Annotated in this window: 19 protein-coding genes; 10 read left to right on the top strand and 9 right to left on the bottom strand. The window is 73.7% G+C overall.

The genetic code is table 11. The annotated features are described in order from the left end of the window. Positions 1–16: 16 nt before the first annotated feature. Entirely contained in the window at positions 17–1,054 is a 1,038-nt protein-coding gene (locus AB0K02_RS23805; RefSeq protein WP_365994526.1) for an MsnO8 family LLM class oxidoreductase, read from the bottom strand. 78 nt (positions 1,055–1,132) lie between these two features. On the opposite strand from AB0K02_RS23805, the gene AB0K02_RS23810 reads away from it, so the two are divergent. Continuing rightward, on the top strand, positions 1,133–1,627 hold the full coding sequence (locus AB0K02_RS23810) for a hypothetical protein (RefSeq protein WP_365994527.1): 495 nt from the start codon (positions 1,133–1,135) through the stop codon (positions 1,625–1,627). Between the two features lie 25 nt (positions 1,628–1,652). On the opposite strand, the gene AB0K02_RS23815 is transcribed toward AB0K02_RS23810, so the two are convergent. Both AB0K02_RS23815 and AB0K02_RS23820 read right to left on the bottom strand, forming a co-directional pair. Beyond that, positions 1,653–1,868 carry a dodecin gene (locus tag AB0K02_RS23815; RefSeq protein ID WP_365994528.1) on the bottom strand — a complete coding sequence of 72 codons (216 nt, stop codon included), beginning with the start codon at positions 1,866–1,868 and terminating at the stop codon, positions 1,653–1,655. A gap of 871 nt (positions 1,869–2,739) precedes the next feature. Next, positions 2,740–3,756, bottom strand: a complete 1,017-nt coding sequence (locus AB0K02_RS23820) for a tetratricopeptide repeat protein (protein WP_365994530.1) — start codon at positions 3,754–3,756, stop codon at positions 2,740–2,742. A 292-nt stretch (positions 3,757–4,048) separates the two neighbouring features. Here AB0K02_RS23820 and AB0K02_RS23825 point away from each other — a divergent pair, with 292 nt between their 5' ends. The 3 genes from AB0K02_RS23825 to AB0K02_RS23835 all read left to right on the top strand — a co-directional run bounded on the left by AB0K02_RS23825 (position 4,049) and on the right by AB0K02_RS23835 (position 7,154). After that, positions 4,049–5,296 carry an extracellular solute-binding protein gene (locus AB0K02_RS23825; RefSeq protein WP_365994532.1) on the top strand — a complete coding sequence of 416 codons (1,248 nt, stop codon included), beginning with the start codon at positions 4,049–4,051 and terminating at the stop codon, positions 5,294–5,296. A 173-nt stretch (positions 5,297–5,469) separates the two neighbouring features. Continuing rightward, entirely contained in the window at positions 5,470–6,288 is an 819-nt protein-coding gene (locus AB0K02_RS23830) for a GNAT family N-acyltransferase (protein ID WP_365994533.1), read from the top strand. Then, entirely contained in the window at positions 6,285–7,154 is an 870-nt protein-coding gene (locus AB0K02_RS23835; protein ID WP_365994534.1) for a lysophospholipid acyltransferase family protein, read from the top strand. The genes AB0K02_RS23830 and AB0K02_RS23835 overlap by 4 nt, the downstream gene beginning before the upstream one ends. Here AB0K02_RS23835 and egtD read toward each other — a convergent pair. The 4 genes from egtD to egtA are packed head-to-tail and all read right to left on the bottom strand — an operon-like array spanning position 7,049 to position 11,350. Next, positions 7,049–8,011, bottom strand: a complete 963-nt coding sequence (gene egtD / locus AB0K02_RS23840) for an L-histidine N(alpha)-methyltransferase (protein WP_365994535.1) — start codon at positions 8,009–8,011, stop codon at positions 7,049–7,051. The genes AB0K02_RS23835 and egtD overlap by 106 nt on opposite strands. Beyond that, the gene (gene egtC / locus AB0K02_RS23845; protein WP_365994536.1) at positions 8,008–8,763 is read right to left on the bottom strand and encodes an ergothioneine biosynthesis protein EgtC; all 756 of its coding nucleotides are present in this window, start codon (positions 8,761–8,763) and stop codon (positions 8,008–8,010) included. The genes egtD and egtC overlap by 4 nt, the downstream gene beginning before the upstream one ends. Further along, a complete protein-coding gene (gene egtB, locus AB0K02_RS23850) occupies positions 8,763–10,079 on the bottom strand; it encodes an ergothioneine biosynthesis protein EgtB (RefSeq protein ID WP_365994537.1) in 1,317 nt (438 codons plus the stop codon). The genes egtC and egtB overlap by 1 nt, the downstream gene beginning before the upstream one ends. Then, the gene (gene egtA / locus AB0K02_RS23855) at positions 10,076–11,350 is read right to left on the bottom strand and encodes an ergothioneine biosynthesis glutamate--cysteine ligase EgtA (RefSeq protein WP_365994538.1); all 1,275 of its coding nucleotides are present in this window, start codon (positions 11,348–11,350) and stop codon (positions 10,076–10,078) included. Before egtA ends, egtB begins: the two co-directional genes overlap by 4 nt. A gap of 139 nt (positions 11,351–11,489) precedes the next feature. Between egtA and AB0K02_RS23860 the strand changes: the two genes are divergently transcribed. The 4 genes from AB0K02_RS23860 (at position 11,490) to AB0K02_RS23875 (ending at position 15,216) form a co-directional block, all read left to right on the top strand. After that, positions 11,490–12,320: a TIGR02452 family protein gene (locus tag AB0K02_RS23860; protein WP_365994539.1), complete on the top strand. Its 831-nt coding sequence runs from the start codon at positions 11,490–11,492 to the stop codon at positions 12,318–12,320. 218 nt (positions 12,321–12,538) lie between these two features. Further along, positions 12,539–13,561 carry a LacI family DNA-binding transcriptional regulator gene (locus AB0K02_RS23865; protein ID WP_365994540.1) on the top strand — a complete coding sequence of 341 codons (1,023 nt, stop codon included), beginning with the start codon at positions 12,539–12,541 and terminating at the stop codon, positions 13,559–13,561. A 68-nt stretch (positions 13,562–13,629) separates the two neighbouring features. Further along, a complete protein-coding gene (locus AB0K02_RS23870) occupies positions 13,630–13,899 on the top strand; it encodes a hypothetical protein (protein ID WP_365994541.1) in 270 nt (89 codons plus the stop codon). A gap of 132 nt (positions 13,900–14,031) precedes the next feature. Beyond that, entirely contained in the window at positions 14,032–15,216 is a 1,185-nt protein-coding gene (locus AB0K02_RS23875; RefSeq protein ID WP_365994542.1) for a thiolase family protein, read from the top strand. Between the two features lie 276 nt (positions 15,217–15,492). Here the strand turns inward: AB0K02_RS23875 and trxA are convergent, their stop codons facing one another. Further along, positions 15,493–15,879 carry a thioredoxin gene (gene trxA / locus AB0K02_RS23880; RefSeq protein ID WP_365994544.1) on the bottom strand — a complete coding sequence of 129 codons (387 nt, stop codon included), beginning with the start codon at positions 15,877–15,879 and terminating at the stop codon, positions 15,493–15,495. A gap of 119 nt (positions 15,880–15,998) precedes the next feature. Between trxA and AB0K02_RS23885 the strand changes: the two genes are divergently transcribed. Continuing rightward, entirely contained in the window at positions 15,999–17,432 is a 1,434-nt protein-coding gene (locus AB0K02_RS23885; protein ID WP_365994545.1) for an NAD(P)/FAD-dependent oxidoreductase, read from the top strand. Between the two features lie 179 nt (positions 17,433–17,611). Continuing rightward, positions 17,612–18,838: a glycoside hydrolase family 64 protein gene (locus AB0K02_RS23890; RefSeq protein ID WP_365994546.1), complete on the top strand. Its 1,227-nt coding sequence runs from the start codon at positions 17,612–17,614 to the stop codon at positions 18,836–18,838. Between the two features lie 205 nt (positions 18,839–19,043). Here AB0K02_RS23890 and AB0K02_RS23895 read toward each other — a convergent pair whose 3' ends face one another. After that, positions 19,044–19,388 (bottom strand): tetratricopeptide repeat protein, encoded by a 345-nt coding sequence (locus tag AB0K02_RS23895; RefSeq protein WP_177147263.1) that lies wholly within the window; start codon positions 19,386–19,388, stop codon positions 19,044–19,046. Positions 19,389–19,464: the final 76 nt, after the last annotated feature.

Below are 19,464 nucleotides of genomic sequence, written 5' to 3' on the forward strand. Positions count from 1 at the left end.
TAGGCGTCCGTGCTGGTCAGGCCGCCGTCGGCCGGACCGGGCCGGCCCCGGGCAGATCCGCGACGCGCGCGAGGCGCCGGAAGGAACCGAGCAGCGCGTCGCGGTCGTACGTGCTCGTCGTCACCAGCACCTCGTCCGCGCCGGTGTCCGTGATCACCGCCTCCAGGTCGTCGGCGACCTGTTCCTCCGTGCCGGCGATGTGGCCCTCGAGCCCCGCCAGGTAGAAGCCACGCTCCTTGTCGGTCATGGTCAGCGCCTCGATCCGCTCCGGCGGCAGCAGGGGCGGGAAGACGCCTTGTGTACGCGAGTACGCCATCGACCACGCCTCCGGCACGAGGAGCCGGCGGGCGTCCTCCTCGGTGGCGGCGACCGCGACCGTGCCGGCGACGACCACGTACGGCCGCTCGGACCACTCGGACGGCTGGAAACCGGCGCGGTATTCCTCGACCGCGTCCAGCAGCCTCCTTCTTCCCCGCAGGTCACCGATGACCAGCGGAAGCCCCGCCCGGGCGGCGATCGCCGCGCCCTCTGAGGTGGCGAGCACGTACGGAGGGACCCGCAGGCCCTTTGCGGGCAGGGCGTGGACCTGCGGATGCGCCCGCTGCCCGCCCGTGAACCAGCCCAGGAGCTCGTCGAGCTGCGCCGCGAAGTCGTCGGCGTCCTTCTTGTCCCGGCCGAGCGCCCTGCGGATGCCGTCGGTGAAGCCGACCGAGCGCCCGAGGCCCATGTCGATCCGGCCCGGGAACAGCGACTCCAGCACCCCGAACTGCTCCGCCACCACGAGAGGTTGGTGGTTGGGCAGCATCACGCCGCCCGTGCCGACCCGGATGGTGGAGGTGGCCGCGGCGACCGCCGCGGCGAGCACAGTGGGCGCCGAACCGGCGACTCCGGGCACGCTGTGGTGTTCGGACACCCAGAAACGGTGATAGCCCAGTGCCTCCAGCTCCTGGGCGAGGCGGACCGTGTCGCGCAGCGCGGCCGGCCCGTCGTGTCCCTCGCGGGTACGGGAACGGTCCAGCACGGACAGACGGGTGGCGGCGATCACTTGGCTCACGTCCCATTCAACGCCGCTGGGCCGGGCAGATTCCCGCACGGCGCGGATTCGCCGTCCGGGGCCGTCTAGTCTCGTGCCGTGACGCGAAACTGCGGGCCGCTGGCCGTATTCGACCTCGACGGGACGCTCTCGGACGCCGGGCACCGCCAGTACCTGCTGGAACGCACGCCGCGCGACTGGGACGCCTTCTTCGCCGCGGCTCCGCAGGACCCGCCGCTGCCGGAGGGAATCCTGCTGTGCAAGGAAGCGGCCGAGGAGTGCGAGGTCCTGTACCTGACGGGCCGGCCCGAGCGGTGCCGCGCGGACTCCCTCGACTGGATCGCCGCCCAGGGGCTGCCCCAAGGGCGCCTGTTCATGCGGCGCAACGACGACCGGCGGCCCGCCCGCAGGACCAAACTGGAGCTCCTGCGGCGGCTCGGCCGTGACCGGGAGATCCGCATGTTCGTCGACGACGACGAGCTGGTGTGCCAGGACGCCGAGCGCGCCGGATTCCGGGTGGTGCGGGCGCGGTGGGGCGCGAGGAGCACGAGTGAGGCGATGAAGGACGCGCAGGAGCGCGAGGGCCGTACCTGAGTCCCTGCTCCGCCCCCACCCCGTCTCAGACGCCGTCCTCCAGGCGGAAGCCGACCTTCAGTCCGACCTGGTAGTGCTCGATCCGGCCCTCGACGATATGGCCCCTGACCTGCGTCACCTCGAACCAGTCGAGGCCCCGCAGCGTCTGGGACGCGCGTTCGATGCCGTTCCGAATGGCCTGGTCGACGCCGTCCGTGGAGGTACCCACGATCTCGGTGACGCGGTAGGTGTGGTTCGACATGTGCGTCGCACTCCTCTCGATGCGTTCCCTCCACGGTGCCCCACGGGAGGGTGTCCCGCGAGGCGTCGCATCCGAGCGAGGGCTTCGTGCGATCACCCGGCCGCTGTGCCCTCCCCTGAACGGGAGCCGGCGCGGGTGTGGGACGACGCACGAGGGGCGCCAAGCGCAACGGGTGCTGGCCGCGTGACCGCGCCGGCCGATGCCGTGTTGCCCGTGCCGTGCCGTGCCGTGCCGTGCCGTGCCGTGTTGCCGTGCCGTGTGCGCGTCCGCGCTCGCACCCGACCGCATACCCGTCGCCCGCGCCGCGCGTCCGCGCTCGCTGCGCGACGCCTTCGTGGCCGCGGACCACGGCCGACGGTCCCGGCGTGCCGCGCCGGAGCCCTTGCCGGCGATGCCTCGGCCACGGATCGCGGGGTGCTCGGAGGGCCGGCGGCCATGACGCGCGCGTGCGTCGGACGCCCTGCGGCTGAAGAGACCCGCAGGAAGTGCCGAGGGGAGTGCCGGGAGGCGGCCGCCGGGTCGCTGCCTGCGGCGAGCTCGGGCTGCGTGCCCGCGCGTCGGCCGGCGCGGTAGCAGTCGCTGCCGCGCCCGCGCCCGGCGGCCCGTGCCCCGGTTGGGCCGCTCGGCGCGTGCGGCGACGCGCTCGTCGGGGCCCGGCCCCGGACTCGCCGACGACCTGGATGTGCCGCCGCAGCGGGGGAGCACTGTCCGTACGTGCGCCCGCCGCCCACCCCGCGTCACGCCGCCAGGAGCTCCGCGCGGAACGCGGCAGCCGTCCGGCGCGCCTGCGCCCGGCGGCCCCCGACGACCTGGATGTGCCGCCGCAGCGGGGGAGCACTGTCCGTACGTGCGCCCGCCGCCCCGCCCCGAGTCACGCCCCCAGGAGCTCCGCGCGGAACGCGGCAGCCGTCCGGCGCGCCTCCCGCAGGCCGATGCGATCGAACTCGCGTTCCAGCTCGGTGAGTTCGGACAGGGCCTCGTCCTGCGGACGGCCGCAGCGGAAGCGTGACCGGACGAGGCCCAGGCGGGCCAGCGCCGCGCCCCGCGCCTCGTCCATCTCCTGGAACTCGCGCAGCGCCGTCCCGTAGACCGCGTGTGCCTCCTCGTAACGCCCTGCCCGGAACAGGACGTTGCCGCGCATCTTGTGGTTGTACGCCAGCGCTCCCGCCAGCTCCATCTCGCGGCAGACGGCCTCGGCCCGTGTCAGCAGCCCGAGGGCCCGGTCCGTCGCGCCCCGCAGTGACAGCACGTCAGCCATGCCGCGAAGCGACCAGGCGCGCCCGCGGGCGTCGTCGGCCTCGGACGCGATCCGTACGCACTCCGTGAACAGTTCCAGCGCCGTGGCGTGGTCGCCGGTGTTCCGGTGCATCTGGGCGATGCCGGACATCGCCCACACCATGTGCCGCGACTCGCCGTGCGCCCGCGCCTGCCGCAGCAGCTGCTCGTGCAGGTCGGCCACGGCCGCGTAGTCGCCCTGTATGCGGCCGGTCTCGGCGAGACCGGCGAGCGCGTAGCCGTGGGCGATGCGGTCGCGCGCCGCGTCCGCGTACGAGGCGGCGGCGGACAGCAGACGGCGCGCGAGCCGCAGGGAGCCGCACTGGCGTGCCAGCGTGCCGCCGCTCCACAGCGCCCACGCCATCCCCGCCGGGTCACCGGCCTCGCGCGCACAGCGGTAACTGTCCCGCCACGCGGCTCTCGCGTCGGCGGAGCGCCCCAGCCGCCGGTTGGCCTCGGCGAGCGCCAGTGCCGCCCGGGCTCGTTCGAGGGCCGATCCCGCCGCGTGCCGGGCGCGCAGCGCGGTGGTGAGGACCTCGTCGTACGAGGAGTTCACGCCGAGCGCCGAGCCCAGATCGCCCTGGTACTCCGGAGCGAATGCCTTGCCGTACATGTCGAGAGCGCCTCCTGACCGTGGGGGGTTCGATCAAGAAGCTATGAGCGCCGACGCGTAGCCCGGATCAGTCTGCCGATGTGTTCGCGAGGTCGGTCCCAGGTGCTACGGGGCGGTGCCGGGTCGTCATCACGACGGGCGGGCCGCGCGGTGACACCCGGCCCGTGCGGCCCCGCCCGAGGGGTTGACCGGCCCTTTGGTCCATACCAAAATCCAGCCACACCCGTGCGAGCGCGCGCGCTTCCCCCCATGTCGGGTCCGTCGTCCGTGCCCTCACGCAGAAGGTGACCCCGTGAAGAACCGCGCGCTCGTCCTGCCCACCGCTCTCGTGTGCGCCGTCACGCTCGGCGGCTGCGGGCTCGTGCCGGGAGGCCCCGGCACCCGGACCGTACACATCTGGCTCATGAAGGACAGCGTCTCCCAGGACTTCCTGGACCGCTTCACCGAAGCCTTCGAGAAGCAGCACCCCGGCATCGAGCTCGACGTCTCCTTCCAGGAGTGGACCGGCATCGGGAAGAAGGTCACCGCGGCCCTGAAGAGCGACGACGCCCCCGAGATCATCGAGGTCGGCAACACCCAGGTCGCCCAGTACGCCGAGAGCGGCGCCCTGCGCGACCTCACCCTCGAGTCCGTCCGCGACCTCGGCAGCGAGGACTGGCTGCCCGGCCTCGCGGAACCGGGCAGCATCAACGGCTCCCAGTACGGCATCCCCTGGTACGCGGCCAGTCGCGTCGTCGTCTACCGCAAGGACCTCTTCGCCGAGGCCGGCATCGAGGAGCCGCCGAAGACCCGTGCGCAGTGGCTGGAGGTCTCCGAACGGCTCAACACCGCGGACACCGACGGCATCTACCTGTCCGGCCAGGACTGGTACACACTGGCCGGCTTCGTCTGGGACGAGGGAGGCGAGCTCGCCGTGGAGCGGGCCGGCCAATGGGAGGGCGCGCTGCACACCCCGGCCGCCCTGCGCGGCATGGACTTCTACCAGCGGCTCCAGTCGCACGGCTCCGGCCCCAAGGACGGCGACGAGGAGACCCCGCCCCAGGCCCAGGTCTTCGCCAGGGGCAAGGTCGCCCAGATGATCGCGGTGCCCAGCGCGGCCACCGTCATCGAGCAGGCCAATCCCGCGCTCAGGGGCACACTCGGTTTCTTCCCGGTACCCGGCAGGACCGCGGCCGAGCCGGGCGCGGTCTTCATCGGCGGCTCCGACCTCATCGTGCCCGAGAACTCCGCGGAGCGGGCCGCCGCCGTCGAGGTCGTCTCCGCCCTGGCGAGCGACACATGGCAGCTCGACCTCGCACGGACCATGAACTACGTGCCGAACAAGACCACGCTCGCCGCCGAGCTGGAGGGCGAGGAGAGCACCTCCGCCATGGCCGCCGGCGCGGCACGCGGCAGAGCCACCCCGAACTCCCCGCAGTGGGCGGACGTCGAGGCGGACAACCCGATCAAGCCGTACATGACGGCCGCCCTGACGGGCGGGGACCCGCGGCGCGCCGCGCGGACCGCCTCCGACCGCATCACCGCCGCGCTGCTTCCCTGACCACGGGGACACCGGCGGGCCAACGGATCCGGACGCCGATTGCCCGGCATTCAGCGTCCCCACATCCACTCTCCGCCGGGCGGTCATGTCGAATCCAGCCGGCCACGGAAGAAGTAAGGAGCCGGGCCGCCGCACCCGCGGTCCGTCCCCTTCGTCCGGCACAGGAGACCGCCATGCCAGCATCGCCCGTCGTCGCCGCCCCGGCGCCCGCCCTGATCCCGGCCCCCGCCCCGGCGCCGGCCCAGGCCCCCGGGGCCGACGAACCCCGCTACATCGTCTCGCTCGCCCGGGACCAGGAGGACGTGCGCGCCGCCCAGCGACTGCGCCACCAGGTGTTCGCCGGAGAGATGGGCGCCCGCCTCGACGGCCCGGAGCCGGGCCTCGACACCGACGCCTTCGACGCGTACTGCGACCACCTCCTGGTCCGCGAGGCGGTGACCGGCGACGTCGTCGGCACCTACCGGCTGCTGCCCCCCGAGCGCGCCCGCATCGCCGGCCGCCTCTACTCGGAGGGCGAGTTCGACCTCGCCCGCCTGGAGCCCATCCGGGACGACCTCGTCGAGGTGGGCCGCTCCTGCGTGCACCCCCTGCACCGCAACGGCGCCGTCATCGCCCTGATCTGGGCCGGTCTCGCCCGCTACATGACCCGCACCGGCCACAACTGGCTGGCCGGCTGCTGCTCCCTCCCGCTCGCCGACGGCGGCGCGCTCGCCGCCGCGACCTGGGACACCGTGCGCGCCAAGAACCTCGCCCCCGAGGAGTACTGGGTCACCCCGCACAAGCTCTGGAACGCGGACGGCGTCGCCCGCCCCACGGGGCGCGTCGAGCTCCCGCCGCTGCTGCGCGGCTACCTGCGGCTCGGCGCCTGGGTCTGCGGCGCCCCCGCGCACGACCCCGACTTCAACGTCGCCGACCTGTACGTCCTGCTGTCGCTGCGCCGCACCAACCCCCGCTACCTGCGCCACTTCCTCTCGCTCGCCCCGGTGCGATGAGCGTCTGGCTGCCCACGGCGCCGTGCACGCCCCAGGCGTGCGCCACGCACACGGGACGGACGGCCGCCGCGCCGCTCGCCGTGCTCCGTCTGCTCGCCGGTGTGTCGGCCGTCCTCGCCGGGGTGGTGCTCTCCCCGTTCGCGGCGCTGCTCGGCCTGCTGTTCGGCGCGCGGGTACGACACGCGCTGACCCGGTCCTGGGCACGCGCGGTCCTGCGGGCCTTCGGTGTACGCCTGCGCGTCACCGGCGTCCCGCACGGCGAACGCGCCTCGCTCGTCGTCGCCAACCACATCTCCTGGCTGGACATCCCGCTGATCGCCGCCGTGACGCCGGGCCGGATGCTCGCCAAGACCGAGGTGCGCCGCTGGCCGGTCCTCGGCCCGCTGGCGGCCCGGGGCGGCACGCTGTTCCTCGAACGCGACCGGCTGCGCGCGCTGCCCGCCGCCGTCGACGCGATGGCCGACGCTCTCCGCGGCGGCGCCCGGGTGATCGTCTTCCCCGAGGGCTCCACCTGGTGCGGCCGAGGCCAGGGCCGGTTCCGGCCGGCCGCCTTCCAGGCGGCCCTGGACGCGGGCGCCGCCGTCCAGCCCGTGCACATCGGCTACGGGCCCACCGGCGCGGCCGCGTTCGTGGGCGACGACCCGCTCCCGGCGTCCCTGTGGCGGGTCGTGACGGCCGGTGCCCTGACGGCGGAGATACGGCTGCTGCCGCCGATACTCCCCGGCAGCCGAACCGACCGCCGCTCACTCGCCCTGTCGGCTCAGCTCGCCGTGGAGAGGCTCAACGCGAACCGGCCCCCCTCGTCGGTCCACCAGTGCGTCAACTCCATACCCGCGCCCGCCAGTTCGCTGCGCACCCCGGCCTGACGGAACTTCGCCGACACCTCGGTGCGCAGCTCCTCACCCGCCTCGAACGGCACCACCAGATCCAGCGCGCGGATCTTCACACCGAGCGCGGAACGGGCCCGCAGCCGCATCTCGATCCACTCGTTGTCGCGGTCCCACACCGCCACGTGGTCGAAATCGGCCGGGTCCAGGTCCGCGCCCAGCTCCCGGGCGATGACGGCGAGCACGTTCTTGTTGAACTGCGCCGTCACCCCGGCCGCGTCGTCGTACGCGCGCACCAGCACGTCCTCGTCCTTGACCAGGTCGGTGCCCAGCAGCAGCGAGTCGCCCGGCGACAGCAGATCGCGCACCGACTTCAGGAACACCGCGCGCTCGGCCGGGAGCAGATTGCCGATCGTTCCGCCGAGGAACGCGACCAGCCTCGGCCCCGGCGTGCCGGGCAGCGCCAGGCCGCGGGTGAAGTCGGCGACCAGCGCGTGCACATCGAGCCCGGGCCGCTCCGCGAGCAACGCCTTCGCGGCTCCCGTCAGGGCGCTCTCGCTCACGTCCACGGGCACGTAGGTGTGCAGATCCGTCAGCGCGTCCAGCAGGAAACGCGTCTTCTCCGACGACCCCGACCCCAGCTCGACGAGCGTGCGGGCCCCGGTCGCCGCCGCGATCTCCCCGGCGCGCGCCGCCAGGATCTCCCGCTCGGCGCGCGTCGGATAGTACTCCGGCAGCCGTGTGATCTCCTCGAACAGCTCGCTGCCGCGGGCGTCGTAGAACCACTTGGGCGGCAGCACCTTCGGCGTACGGGTCAGGCCGTGCAGCACGTCGGCGCGCAGGTCGGCCTCCGTCGCGTCCTCGGGCAGGGTGCGGGTCAGCAGGAACGGGCTCACTGGGTCGGCTCCTTGAGCTCGGTCAGCAGGAGATCGGTGCGCGTCGCGGTCAGCAGGGTCCGGTCCGGCACCTCCTGCCAGCGGGGATCGTCGTCGTACGGCTCCGAGGCGACGACCAGGCGGCCGTCGGAACCGGCGAGGTACCAGAGGGTGTCGCCCCACGCGGTCGCGGCGATCGCGCGGCCGTCGGTGAGGAGGAGGTTGAGCCGGGAGTCACCGGCCGCCGCAGCCGTGTCGCGCACGGTGTCGGCGAGGGCCTGACCGAGGCTGTCGCCCGCCCGCAGACGGTGCAGCACCAGCGCCCAGATCAGGGCCGAGTCGTTGCGCGCCTCCAGCGACAGCAGCTCCGCCGTCGGCAGTTGCGCGGCCAGGCCCGCCAGGGAGCCCGGCCAGCCCTTCACCGCGCCGTTGTGGCTGAACAGCCAGCGGCCACAGGCGAACGGCGCGGCCGCCGCCTCGTTGTCCGCCCCGGGCTCGGTGGCGTCGCGCACCGCCGCGAGCAGCGCCTCGCTGCGCACCACGCGGGCGAGATCGGTGAAGGACAGGTCGGCCCAGATCGGCCCGGCGCGACGGTAGCGGGCGGGCAGCGGATCGCCCTGCGCGTACCAGCCGACACCGAAACCGTCCGCGTTCACCGTGCCGTAGCGCTGCCGGCGGGGCGCCCACGACTGGCGCATCAGGGCGTGCTCCGGGGCGGTGAGCAGCGCGCCCAGCGGCTCCGGCGGCCCGAGGTAGGCGAGGTGCCGGCACATCAGGCGGCACCTCCCGTGCGCACCTCGGCGTCCCGTGCGGTGCGGAATCCGGAGAAGATCTGCCGGCGCACCGGCAGGTCCCAGTTGCGGAAGGTGCCCCGGCAGGCCACCGGGTCCACGGCGAACGAGCCGCCCCGCAGCACCTTGTGCGCGCTGCCGAAGAACACCTCGGAGTACTCGCGGTACGGGAACGCGGCGAAACCGGGATACGGCAGGAAGTCGCTCGCGGTCCACTCCCACACGTCACCGATCAGCTGACGCACCCCGAGCGGCGATGCGCCCTCGGGGTAGCCCCCGGCCCGGGCGGGCCGCAGGTGGCGCTGCCCCAGATTGGCGTGCGCCGCCTCCGGGTCGGCGTCACCCCACGGGTAGCGCCGGGAGCGTCCCGACTCCGGATCGTGCCGGGCCGCCTTCTCCCACTCGGCCTCGGTCGGCAGCCTGCGGCCCGCCCAGCGGGCGTACGCGTCCGCCTCGTACCAGCTCACGTGCAGCACCGGCTCGTCCGTCGGCACCTCCTCGGTGACACCGAAGCGCCGCCGCAGCCACACCCCGCCCTCGCGCCGCCAGAACAGCGGTGCCGCGATGTCATGGGCCCGGATCTGGTCCCAGCCCGCCTCGGCCCACCAGCGCCGCTCCGTGTAGCCGCCGTCGTCGATGAACTCCTGGTACGCGCCGCACGTCACCGGCACCGTGTCGATCCAGAAGGCGGGCACGTCCCGCCGGTGCGCGGGCCGCTCGTTGTCCAGCGCCCACGGCTCGGTCGAGGTTCCCATGGTGAAAGGCCCGCCGGGCACCAGAATCTCGGTCGGCAAAGGCTCCACGGCGTGGGCGGGCGGCTCCGGCGCGGTGAGCGCCGCGGGGCCCTTGCGGAGCTGATGGGTGATCAGCATCGTCTCGTCGTGCTGCTGTTCGTGCTGCGCGATCATGCCGAACGCGAAGGCGGCGTCGACCAGCGGAGCCCCCTCCAGCGGGGTGCGCTCCAGGATGTCCAGCACCCGGCCGCGCACGTCGGCGGCGTACACCCGCGCCTCGGCCGGGGCCAGCAGCGGCAGCGACGGGCGGGACGCCCGGGGGTGCTCGAAGGCGTCGTAGATGGAGTCGATGTCCGGCCGCAGCGCCTCACGGCCGCCGACCGTGCGCACCAGCCACTGCTCCTCCTGGTTGCCGATGTGCGCCAGGTCCCACACCAGCGGGGACATCAACGGCGAGTGCTGGGCGGTCAGTTCGCCGTCGTCGACGCACTCGGTCAGGGCGGCGGTACGGGAACGGGCACGGGTCAGCGCGTCGAGTGCGTCGCGCCGCAGTTCGTCGGTCATGAGACAGGCTCCCAGGCCACGGAGGAATCGAGCTGGTCGTCGGCGGGGCACCGGCCCGGCAGGACGTGGCGCTCGTGGAACGCGGCGACGCTCCCGCGAACGGCATCGGACACACCGATGCGGTCCAGGGCCTCCAGCGCGGCGGCGAAGCAGGTGAGGGCCGCGGCGTGCAACTCGGGGTCGGCGAGGCCGTGCCGGGCGGCGGCCACCCACAGCGGATTGCGCGGCGCGGGCAGTGAACCGGCGTACTCCGCGAGCGGTTTGACCGCGCGGTACACCGTCTCCGCCGCCTCCGGATCGTCGAACAGCGCGGTGGTGACGGCGAGCGGCACCATCCAGCCGTCCTCGCCCGGCTGGGCGTCGATCATGCGCAGCTCGAGGTGTCCGCGCGGCCGGACCGGCGGGAAGAGGGTGGTCAGGTGGTAGTCGAGGTCCGCTCTCGTCGGCGGCCGGGGCGCTCGGGAGCGCAGCCACTGCCGGAACGTGAGCCCGTGGGGGGAGTCCCAGTCGCCCTCCTCCCGGCGCAGGCACATCACCGGCGCGTCCAGGGCGTGCGCGGCCCAGGCCGAACGCGGCTCCCGCGACGGGTCCGGGGCCACCGGGCGCACGGGGTCGAGGGCGTCCCACACGGCCTGCCGGGCCGAGCGCCAGCCGGTGCGGCGTCCGGCGCGCACGGAGGAGTTGGCGAAGGCGGCCAGGAGAACCGCGCCCAGCAGATGGGCGAGCAGCCAGCGTCTGGCGTGTCCGAGCGGGCCGGGTTCCTCCTCGCCCGCGTCCAGGCAGACCTGCACGGACGCCGAACTGCACATCATCGTGCGCCCGGCCGGACCGGAACGGTCCAGATGCCGTTCCATCGCGTCGTAGCGCGGATCGTGGAGGAGGCGGCGGGGCGGGTGCCAGGGGTCGAGACCGTAGCCGGTCGTGGCCAGACCCGCGGTGCGCAGCACGGCCCGTACGGCGCGCAGGTCGGCGGCGGTGGAGTCGACGCACTCCATCAGGGTCGCGGCGGGACGGGAGCTGAGCTCCAGCTGGCCGCCCGGCTCGAACGTCAGAGCCGAGTCCAGCGTCAGGGTGCGTACCTCGTCGAACGCCGCCGCCAGGCGTCCGGACGGTACGGGTGTACGGGGCCGTTCCAGATCATGGACCAGCCACTCGACCTCCACGCCCACGCTGCGGGGCGGGCCGGTCTTGAAGCAGATACATCGGAGCAGGTCCTCGGCTTCGTCCTCCGATATCGGGGGCCCGAAGTCGCCGGTATCCGGTGGATGCACGAATCCACTCCTCCCGTCGCAGGCCCTGGGCAGGGCCTGATGTTCAACCTAAGGCCACAGCCGCCGGTTCGCACAAGAGTGCTCTTGAGGAGCGGAAATACGGTTGCCGGTGTCCTCGCTGGTCACGCAGCATGCAGCCATGAGCGCACGACTGCGGGGGATCGCGAAGGAGAACGAGGAGATCGTCGCGACGGGGGGATACCGCCTGCCGGACGGCCGTGAGGTACGGCTGGGGGAGGCCGTCGCCGCCGCCGTCGAGGGGACGCGGCTGTACGGTCCCGAGCCCGTCGAGGTCACGCCCGACACCGATCGCGCGACCGTCGTGGAGGTCACCGGCGAGAGCAGCACCGAGGCGGCCCGGCGGATGGCCGCCGCCGCGCCCGGAGGGGTCGCCGTGCTCAATTTCGCCTCCGCGCGCAACCCGGGCGGTGGTTACGTGAACGGCGCACAGGCGCAGGAAGAGGCCCTGTGCCGCGCCTCCGCGCTGTACACCACGCTGCTGCGCGCTCCCGCGTACTACGAGCACCATCGCGCGGACCGCAGCCCGTTCTACTCGGACCGCGTCATCCACTCCCCGGGCGTCCCCGTCTTCCGCGACGACCGGGGACGGCTCCTCGAAGCCCCGTGCCGGGTCGGATTCCTCACCTCGCCCGCCCCGAACGCCGGCGTGATCACCCGCCGCGCGCCGGAGGAGGCGCACCGCATCCCCGCCGCTCTCGCCGCCCGTGCGGAACGCGTCCTGGAGGTCGCCGCCGTCAACGGCTACCGCCGCCTCGTGCTCGGCGCCTGGGGCTGCGGGGTCTTCCGCAACGACCCGGCCGAGGTCGCCGGTGCGTTCCGCGCCCTGCTGGGACCCGGCGGCCGGTTCGCGGGCCACTTCGACGAGGTGGTGTTCGCCGTCCTGGACCGCACGGCGGGCGCGAGGACGCTGGGGGCGTTCCGCCGGGTCCTCGGGGGCGAGGCCGCGTAGCGCCGCCTTCGGCGTGCCGGCGTGAGATCCGGCCATCCGGGTGTCGGGGCCAGGGGCGCGGCCGTGCCGCGGCCCACGCCGTGACGGGCGGCGGGAACGGGTCCCCAGAGCAGTTCGTCCGCGCAACTGCTTTCGGCCTCGGCGGAGTTGGAGCCAGGGGCGTTTCCGGCCATGTACCGGACCCGGTGCACGGCCGGTCTGGAAGGATGACGCGGGCGATGAGCCAGACACCCGAACTGCCCGTGCAACGCTCCGTCCCGACCAGTGCCGACGTCGCCCGGCTGGCCGGAGTGTCCCGGGCCACCGTCTCGTACGTCCTGAACGACACCGTGTCGGTCCGCATCAGCGAGGCCACCCGGCTGAGGGTCCGCGCCGCCGCCGAGGAACTGGGGTATGTGCCCCACGCCGCGGCCCGCAGCCTGCGCGCCGGACGCACCCGCACCGTGCTGCTGCCCACGGCCCACCTGCCGTTCGGACCGCTCTCCCGGCCCTTCTCCGACGAGTTCCAGCGGGCCCTGCGCCGCCTGGACTACACCGTCGTCCAGTACGGCAGCCTCGGCCTCGAAGGGGACGAAGCCGCCCGCGCCTGGGCCGAGTTGCGGCCGGTCGCCGTCGTGTGCCTCGGCGACGCGGAGCCCACGGCACACGGTGTGGAGGTGCTCAAACGGTCCGGTGCCCGGGCCGTCGTCACCCTCGGGCCGCACACCGTGGAGGGCGCGCACGCACTCGTCATGGACCAGCGCGCGGTCGGCGGCTGCGCGGTGGGGCATCTGATCCGGCGCGGCCGGCGGGCCGTCGGTGTGGTCGTGCCCGAGGAGGCGGCACTGCGTCCGGTCGCCGGGGCGAGGCTGGCCGGCGCGCGCGCCGCCGCCGACGGCACGGGCGCCCGCGTCGTCCCGCTGACCATGGCGTACGAGGAGGAATCGGCCGCGGCGCTCGCCGGGCGCTGGCGCGCACTCGGCCTGGACGGCGTCTACGCGTACGACGACGAGTACGCGATGCTGCTGATGCGCGCCCTGCAGGACGAGGGCGTCGACGTCCCCGGCGAGACCGCCGTGATCGGCGCCGGAGACCTGCTGCTCGGCAGGCTGCTGCGGCCCCGGCTGAGCACCGTGCGCATCGACCTTGTCAGCGGGCGCCGGCTCGCCGAGCTCGTGGACCGCGTGGTCCGCGAGCCGGGTACGCGGCCCGAGCGGCACGAGCTGATGGCGGTCGGGCCCGTGCAGCGCGAGTCGGGCTGACGCCGCGGAGAGGCGCCCGGTGGGGTGACGACATGCGAGCACGGCGGGGGGTGTCTAGCGTCGCCTGCATGAGCACTCAACCGCAGCGCTTCGGGATCCTGATCCTGCCCGAGCACGTCGAGGGCGACGACCCGGTCACCGCGGCCGACAGCGCGATCCGCTCGGCGGTCGTCGACGCCACCGGCGAGCTGGGCGCCTCCGGCTACCCGCGTTATGTCGGCGACGGGGTCGAGGCCGACATCGATCCGCTGACCCGCACGGTGGAGGCGCTGCTGGTCGACGGGGCCGAGCTCGACTACGGGCTGACCGTACGGGTGGTGGACGCCGCGGACGCATGAGCGGCCGCCGCCTGAGCGGCCGCCGGGCCGGGCGGCCGTTGACAGGGGGCGGGGACCGGCACAGACTCGGGCGACTCGATTGTGGACCATGGTTCATCAGGGGAACCTCGGTCCTGGCCCGGGAGAGAATCGATGAGCATCCGCGACGTCTACATCGTCGACGCCGTCCGCACTCCGATCGGAAAGTTCGGGGGCGCCCTCTCCTCCGTGCGGCCCGACGACCTCGCCGCCCATGTCGTCAAGGCGCTCGTGGACCGTACTCCGGAGCTGGACCCGGCCCGTGTCGACGACGTCGTCTTCGGCGACGCCAACGGCGCGGGCGAGGACAACCGCGATGTCGCCCGGATGGCGGTACTGCTGGCGGGCCTGCCCGTATCCGTGCCCGGGGTGACCGTCAACCGTCTGTGCGGCTCGGGACTGGAAGCCGTCATCCAGGCAGCCCGCGCCGTCGCGCTCGGCGACGCCTCGATCGCGATCGCGGGAGGTGTCGAGTCCATGTCCCGCGCCCCCTGGGTGCTGCAGAAGCCGGAGCGCGCCTTCCCCGCCGGTCACCAGCAGCTCCACTCGACAACCCTGGGCTGGCGCATGACCAACCCGCGCATGCCCGCCGAGTGGACCGTGCAGCTCGGCGAGGGCGCCGAACTCGTCGCCGACAAGCACGGCATCGGCCGCGAGGAGCAGGACGCGTTCGCTCTCGCCAGCCACCGCAAGGCCGCCGAGGCGTGGGCGAAGGGGCTCTACGACGGCGAGGTCGTCGGGTACGAGGGCGTGGACCTGGCGCGCGACGAATGCATCCGCGACACCACCTCCATGGAGGCGCTCGCCAAGCTGAAGCCCTCCTTCCGCCCCGACGGCACGGTGACCGCGGGCAACGCCTCACCGCTCAACGACGGTGCGGCCGCGTTGCTCCTCGTCGACGAGGAGGGACTGCGGGCGACGGGCCGCGAGCCGCTGGCCCGTGTCCGCGCCTCCGCCGTGACGGGCATCGAGCCGCAGCTGTTCGGCCTCGGGCCGGTGGAGGCGGTGCAGCGGGCGCTGGCGAAGGCGGACCGGTCGTTCGGCGACCTGACGGTCCTCGAGCTCAACGAGGCCTTCGCCGCCCAGTCGCTCGGCTGTCTCGCCGAGTGGCCGGAGCTGGACCCGGCCGTGGTCAACCCGCGCGGCGGCGCCATCGCCATCGGTCATCCGCTCGGCGCGTCCGGGGCGCGGCTGGCCGGTGCGGTCGCCCACCAGCTCGCGGCGGCCGGCTCCGGCACGGGCGTCGCGGCACTGTGCATCGGCGTGGGGCAGGGGCTCGCCCTGGTCCTGGAACGCTGACGACGGGCGTCGTGCGGGCGGCGGGTACGCCTACGGGCCTGGTCCTGCCGGAGACCGGGCCGACGGCGGGAACGCCGACGGAGCGCGCGGGACGCGGACGTCCCGCGGCGCCTGCGGTTGCCTGACCCGCACGAGAGGCGGTCGGCGGCGGGAACGCCCGCGGGGCCTGACACGCACGACATGCGGACGGCCGGGGTTCCGCGAGGGACGAGCCCTCGCCGGAACCCCGGCCGTGACCGTGTGTGCCGAGCGCCGCGTCCGCCGGAGTGCGCCGGGTCAGCCGGCTTCCGGCGCGCCGCCGTTCTTCTGCGCCTCCTCGATCGACTCGCGCACCTTGTCCATGTCCAGCGCGCGCGCCTGCCCGATCACGTCCTCCAGCGCGGCCTCCGGCAGCGCACCGGGCTGTGCGAACACGGCCACGTTGTCGCGGACGATCATCAGCGTCGGGATGGAACGGATCTCGAAGGCCGCGGCCAGCTCCTGCTGCGCCTCCGTGTCGACCTTGGCGAAGACAAGATCGGGGTGCCGCTCGGAGGCGCCCTCGAAGACGGGGGCGAACTGACGGCAGGGACCGCACCAGGAAGCCCAGAAATCGATCAGGATGAAGTCGTTGTCGGTCACGACCTGATCGAAGTTTTCCTTGGTGAGCTCGAGTGTGCTCATCGCCTGTCTACCTCTTCCTGGTGTCCGGTGGACTCGCCCCCCACAACGGCGCCCGGGGCCGTGCTATTCCTGCCCCTGCCCATGTGGCCAGGACGCACACCCGGAAGCAGACTGACCCTATGACCCAAGCTGTGGAGTACGACGTCGTAGTGCTCGGTGCGGGCCCCGTGGGGGAAAATGTGGCCGACCGGACCAGAGCGGCGGGCCTGAGCACCGCGGTCGTGGAGAGCGAGCTGCTCGGGGGTGACTGCTCGTACTGGGCCTGCATCCCCAGCAAGGCGCTGCTGCGGCCGGTGATCGCCCGCGCGGACGCCCGGCGGCTCCCGGGACTGAGCGACGCGGTCCGGGGCCCCCTCGGCACCCCGGCCGTACTGGCCCGCCGCGACGAGCAGGTCTCCCACTGGAAGGACGACGGCCAGGCCGGCTGGCTCGCCTCGATCGGCGCCCGCGTCTACCGCGGTCGCGGCAGGCTGCAGGGCCGCGGAAAGGTCGTCGTGGACGGACCCGAGGGCGAGCACCACGTGCTGACCGCCCGGCACGCCGTCGCCGTCTGCACGGGCAGCCGCGCCGTCCTGCCCGACCTGCCCGGCCTCCGGGGCGCGCACGCGTGGACGAGCCGCGAGGCCACCAGCGCGCGTGAGGCGCCCGGGCGGCTCGCGATCGTGGGCGGGGGAGTCGTCGGCGTCGAGATGGCCACGGCCTGGCAGGCCCTGGGATCCCAGGTGGCGCTGTTCGCACGCGGCGACGGTCTGCTGCCCCGGATGGAGCCGTTCGTCGGCGAACACGTCGCGGCGGCGCTCAAGGAGGCGGGCGCGGACGTGCGGCTCGGCACCTCCGTCGCGGCCGTCGACCGCCCCGGCGGCGGCACCGGGCCCGTGACACTGGTTCTGGAGGACGGCAGCAGGGCGGAGGCGGACGAGATCCTGTTCGCCACCGGACGCGCCCCGCGCACCGACGGCATCGGACTGGACACGGTCGGCCTGGAGGACGGCTCCTGGCTGACCGTCGACGACAGCTGCCTGGTCGAGGGAACCGACTGGCTCTACGCGGTCGGGGACGTCAACCGCCGCGCCCTGCTGACCCATCAGGGCAAGTACCAGGCCCGGATCGCCGGGGCGGCCATCGCGGCCAGGGCCCGGCACGCACCCCTGTCGGCGAGCGACCGCTGGGGAGCGCACAGCGCGTCCGCCGACCACTTCGCCGTGCCCCAGGTCGTCTTCAGCGACCCGGAGGCGGCGGCCGTCGGCCTCTCGCTCGCGGAGGCGGAGAAGGCGGGCCACCGCGTACGCGCCGTCGACTACGACATCGGCTCGGTGTCGGGAGCGGCGCTGTACGCCGAGGGCTACCGCGGCCAGGCGCGCATGGTCGTCGACCTGGACCGCGAGGTGCTGCTCGGCGTCACCTTCGTCGGCCCGGGCGTCGGCGAGCTGCTGCACTCGGCGACCGTCGCGGTCGCGGGCGAGGTGCCGATCGACCGTCTGTGGCACGCCGTTCCGGCGTTCCCGACGATCAGTGAGATCTGGCTGCGGCTGCTGGAGACATACCGGGGCTGATGGGGCGTCACGGTGCCCGGTCCGGCGGGTCCGGACCGGGCACCGTCGTGTCCTGGCCCGGAAATCCGCCCGTCGAATCCCGTCCGGCACCTTGACGGGCGGCTCCCCGCCCCCGAGTCTGAGAGCGCTCTCACGGAGATGGCCGACCCCCACCGACATCGACGCCGAGGAGGTGGAACATGCGTGTTCCACGAAAATCTCTCGCACTCGCGGCCGCGGCCCTGCTGTGTGCCGCGGGCTTCACCGCCGCCGGGCCGACCGCCCCGGCCGACGCCACGAGTCGGGCCGACACCCGGGCCGGCGCCGCGGTTCCCGAGACCGTGCCGCTGACCATCACCAACAACTCGGGCCGAAGTGAACCGGTCCACGTCTACAACCTCGGCACCCAGCTCAGCAGTGGCCGCCAGGGCTGGGCCGACGCCTCCGGCACGTTCCACGCCTGGCCGGCCGGCGGCAATCCGCCCACGCCCGCCCCCGACGCCTCGATCGCCGGTCCGGCCAACGGCCGTTCGCTCACCATCCGCGTCCCCAAGTTCTCCGGCCGGATCTACTTCTCGTTCGGGCAGAAGCTGGTCTTCAAACTCACCACCGGCGGCCTCGTGCAGCCCGCCGTGCAGAACCCGTCCGACCCCAACCGGAACATTCTCTTCAACTGGTCCGAGTACACGCTCAACGACGCCGGTCTCTGGCTCAACAGCACCCAGGTCGACATGTTCTCCGCTCCGTACGCGGTCGGCGTGAAGGCGGCCGACGGCACGGTGAGGAACACCGGCCGGCTCAAGCCCGGCGGCTACCGGGGGTTCTACAACGCACTGCGCGGCCAGCCCGGCGGCTGGGCGAACCTCATCCAGACCCGCTCCGACGGCACCGTCCTGCGCGCCCTCGCCCCCGGCCACGGCATGGCGGCCGGCGCCCTGCCCCCGGGCGTCATGGACGACTACGTCAACCGCGTCTGGAACAAGTACGCCGGCCAGGCGCTCACGGTCACCCCGTTCGCCGACCGGCCGGGCACGACGTACTACGGACGCGTCTCGGGCGGCGTCATGAACTTCACCGACGCCTCCGGCACCCAGGTCACCTCGTTCCAGAAGCCCGACGCGGACAGCATCTTCGGCTGCTACAAGAAACTGGACGCGCCCAACGACCAGGTGCGCGGCCCCATTTCGCGCACCCTGTGTGCCGGGTTCAACCGCTCCACACTGCTGGTCAACCCCCACCAGCCCGACAGCGGCAACGCGAACTTCTACAAGGACACGGTCACCAACCACTACGCCCGCAAGATCCATGCGCAGATGGCGGACGGCAAGGCGTACGCCTTCGCCTTCGACGACGTCGGCGCGCACGAGTCGCTGGTGCACGACGGCAACCCGCAGCACGCGTACATCACCCTCGACCCGTTCGACTGACGAGCCGCCGGCGCCCGCCGGCCGGCCGGGCGGCCGCTCCCGGAACCGTGGTCCCCGGGGCGGCCGCCTTGATCACGTACAGGAGCCGGGCCGGGCCGGTGGGTACTCACCGGCTTCCCGCCCCTCTGGGCGATCCCCGGCCGGCTGGGCGGGCGGCCGCTTCGAGGACGACACCGGGACGGGGCCCGGCCCCGAGCCGGCGCGGTCAGACCGGCTGCTCACCCGCCATCGCCGCCGCCATCCGCAGATGCGGCGCCGCCTCGTCCGGCCTGCCCTGCCGTTCCAGCGTGCGGCCGAGCATCAGCCGCGCGTAGTGCTCGACCGGGTCGCGCTCCAGGACGGCACGCAGCTCGGTCTCGGCCCTGCCCAGCTGCGCCGAGTGGTAGTAGGCGCGGGCCAGCAGCAGCCGGGGCGCCACCTGCTCGGGCACTTCCTCGACCAGACCGCGCAGGATGCGGACCGCCGTCATGTACTCCTTGGCGTCGAAGAACAGCTGCGCCCGGTTCCACCGCTCCGCGGCCGTCCCGAACTCGTAGTAGCTCTCGCTCACGTGCTTTCCTTCCCGGGTCACGCGCTTGCCGACGCCGTCAACAGCACAGCCGGTCCATCCATTCCACTTCGGGAAG

This window comes from Streptomyces sp. NPDC049597 (genome assembly GCF_040675505.1).
GTDB lineage: Bacteria > Actinomycetota > Actinomycetes > Streptomycetales > Streptomycetaceae > Streptomyces.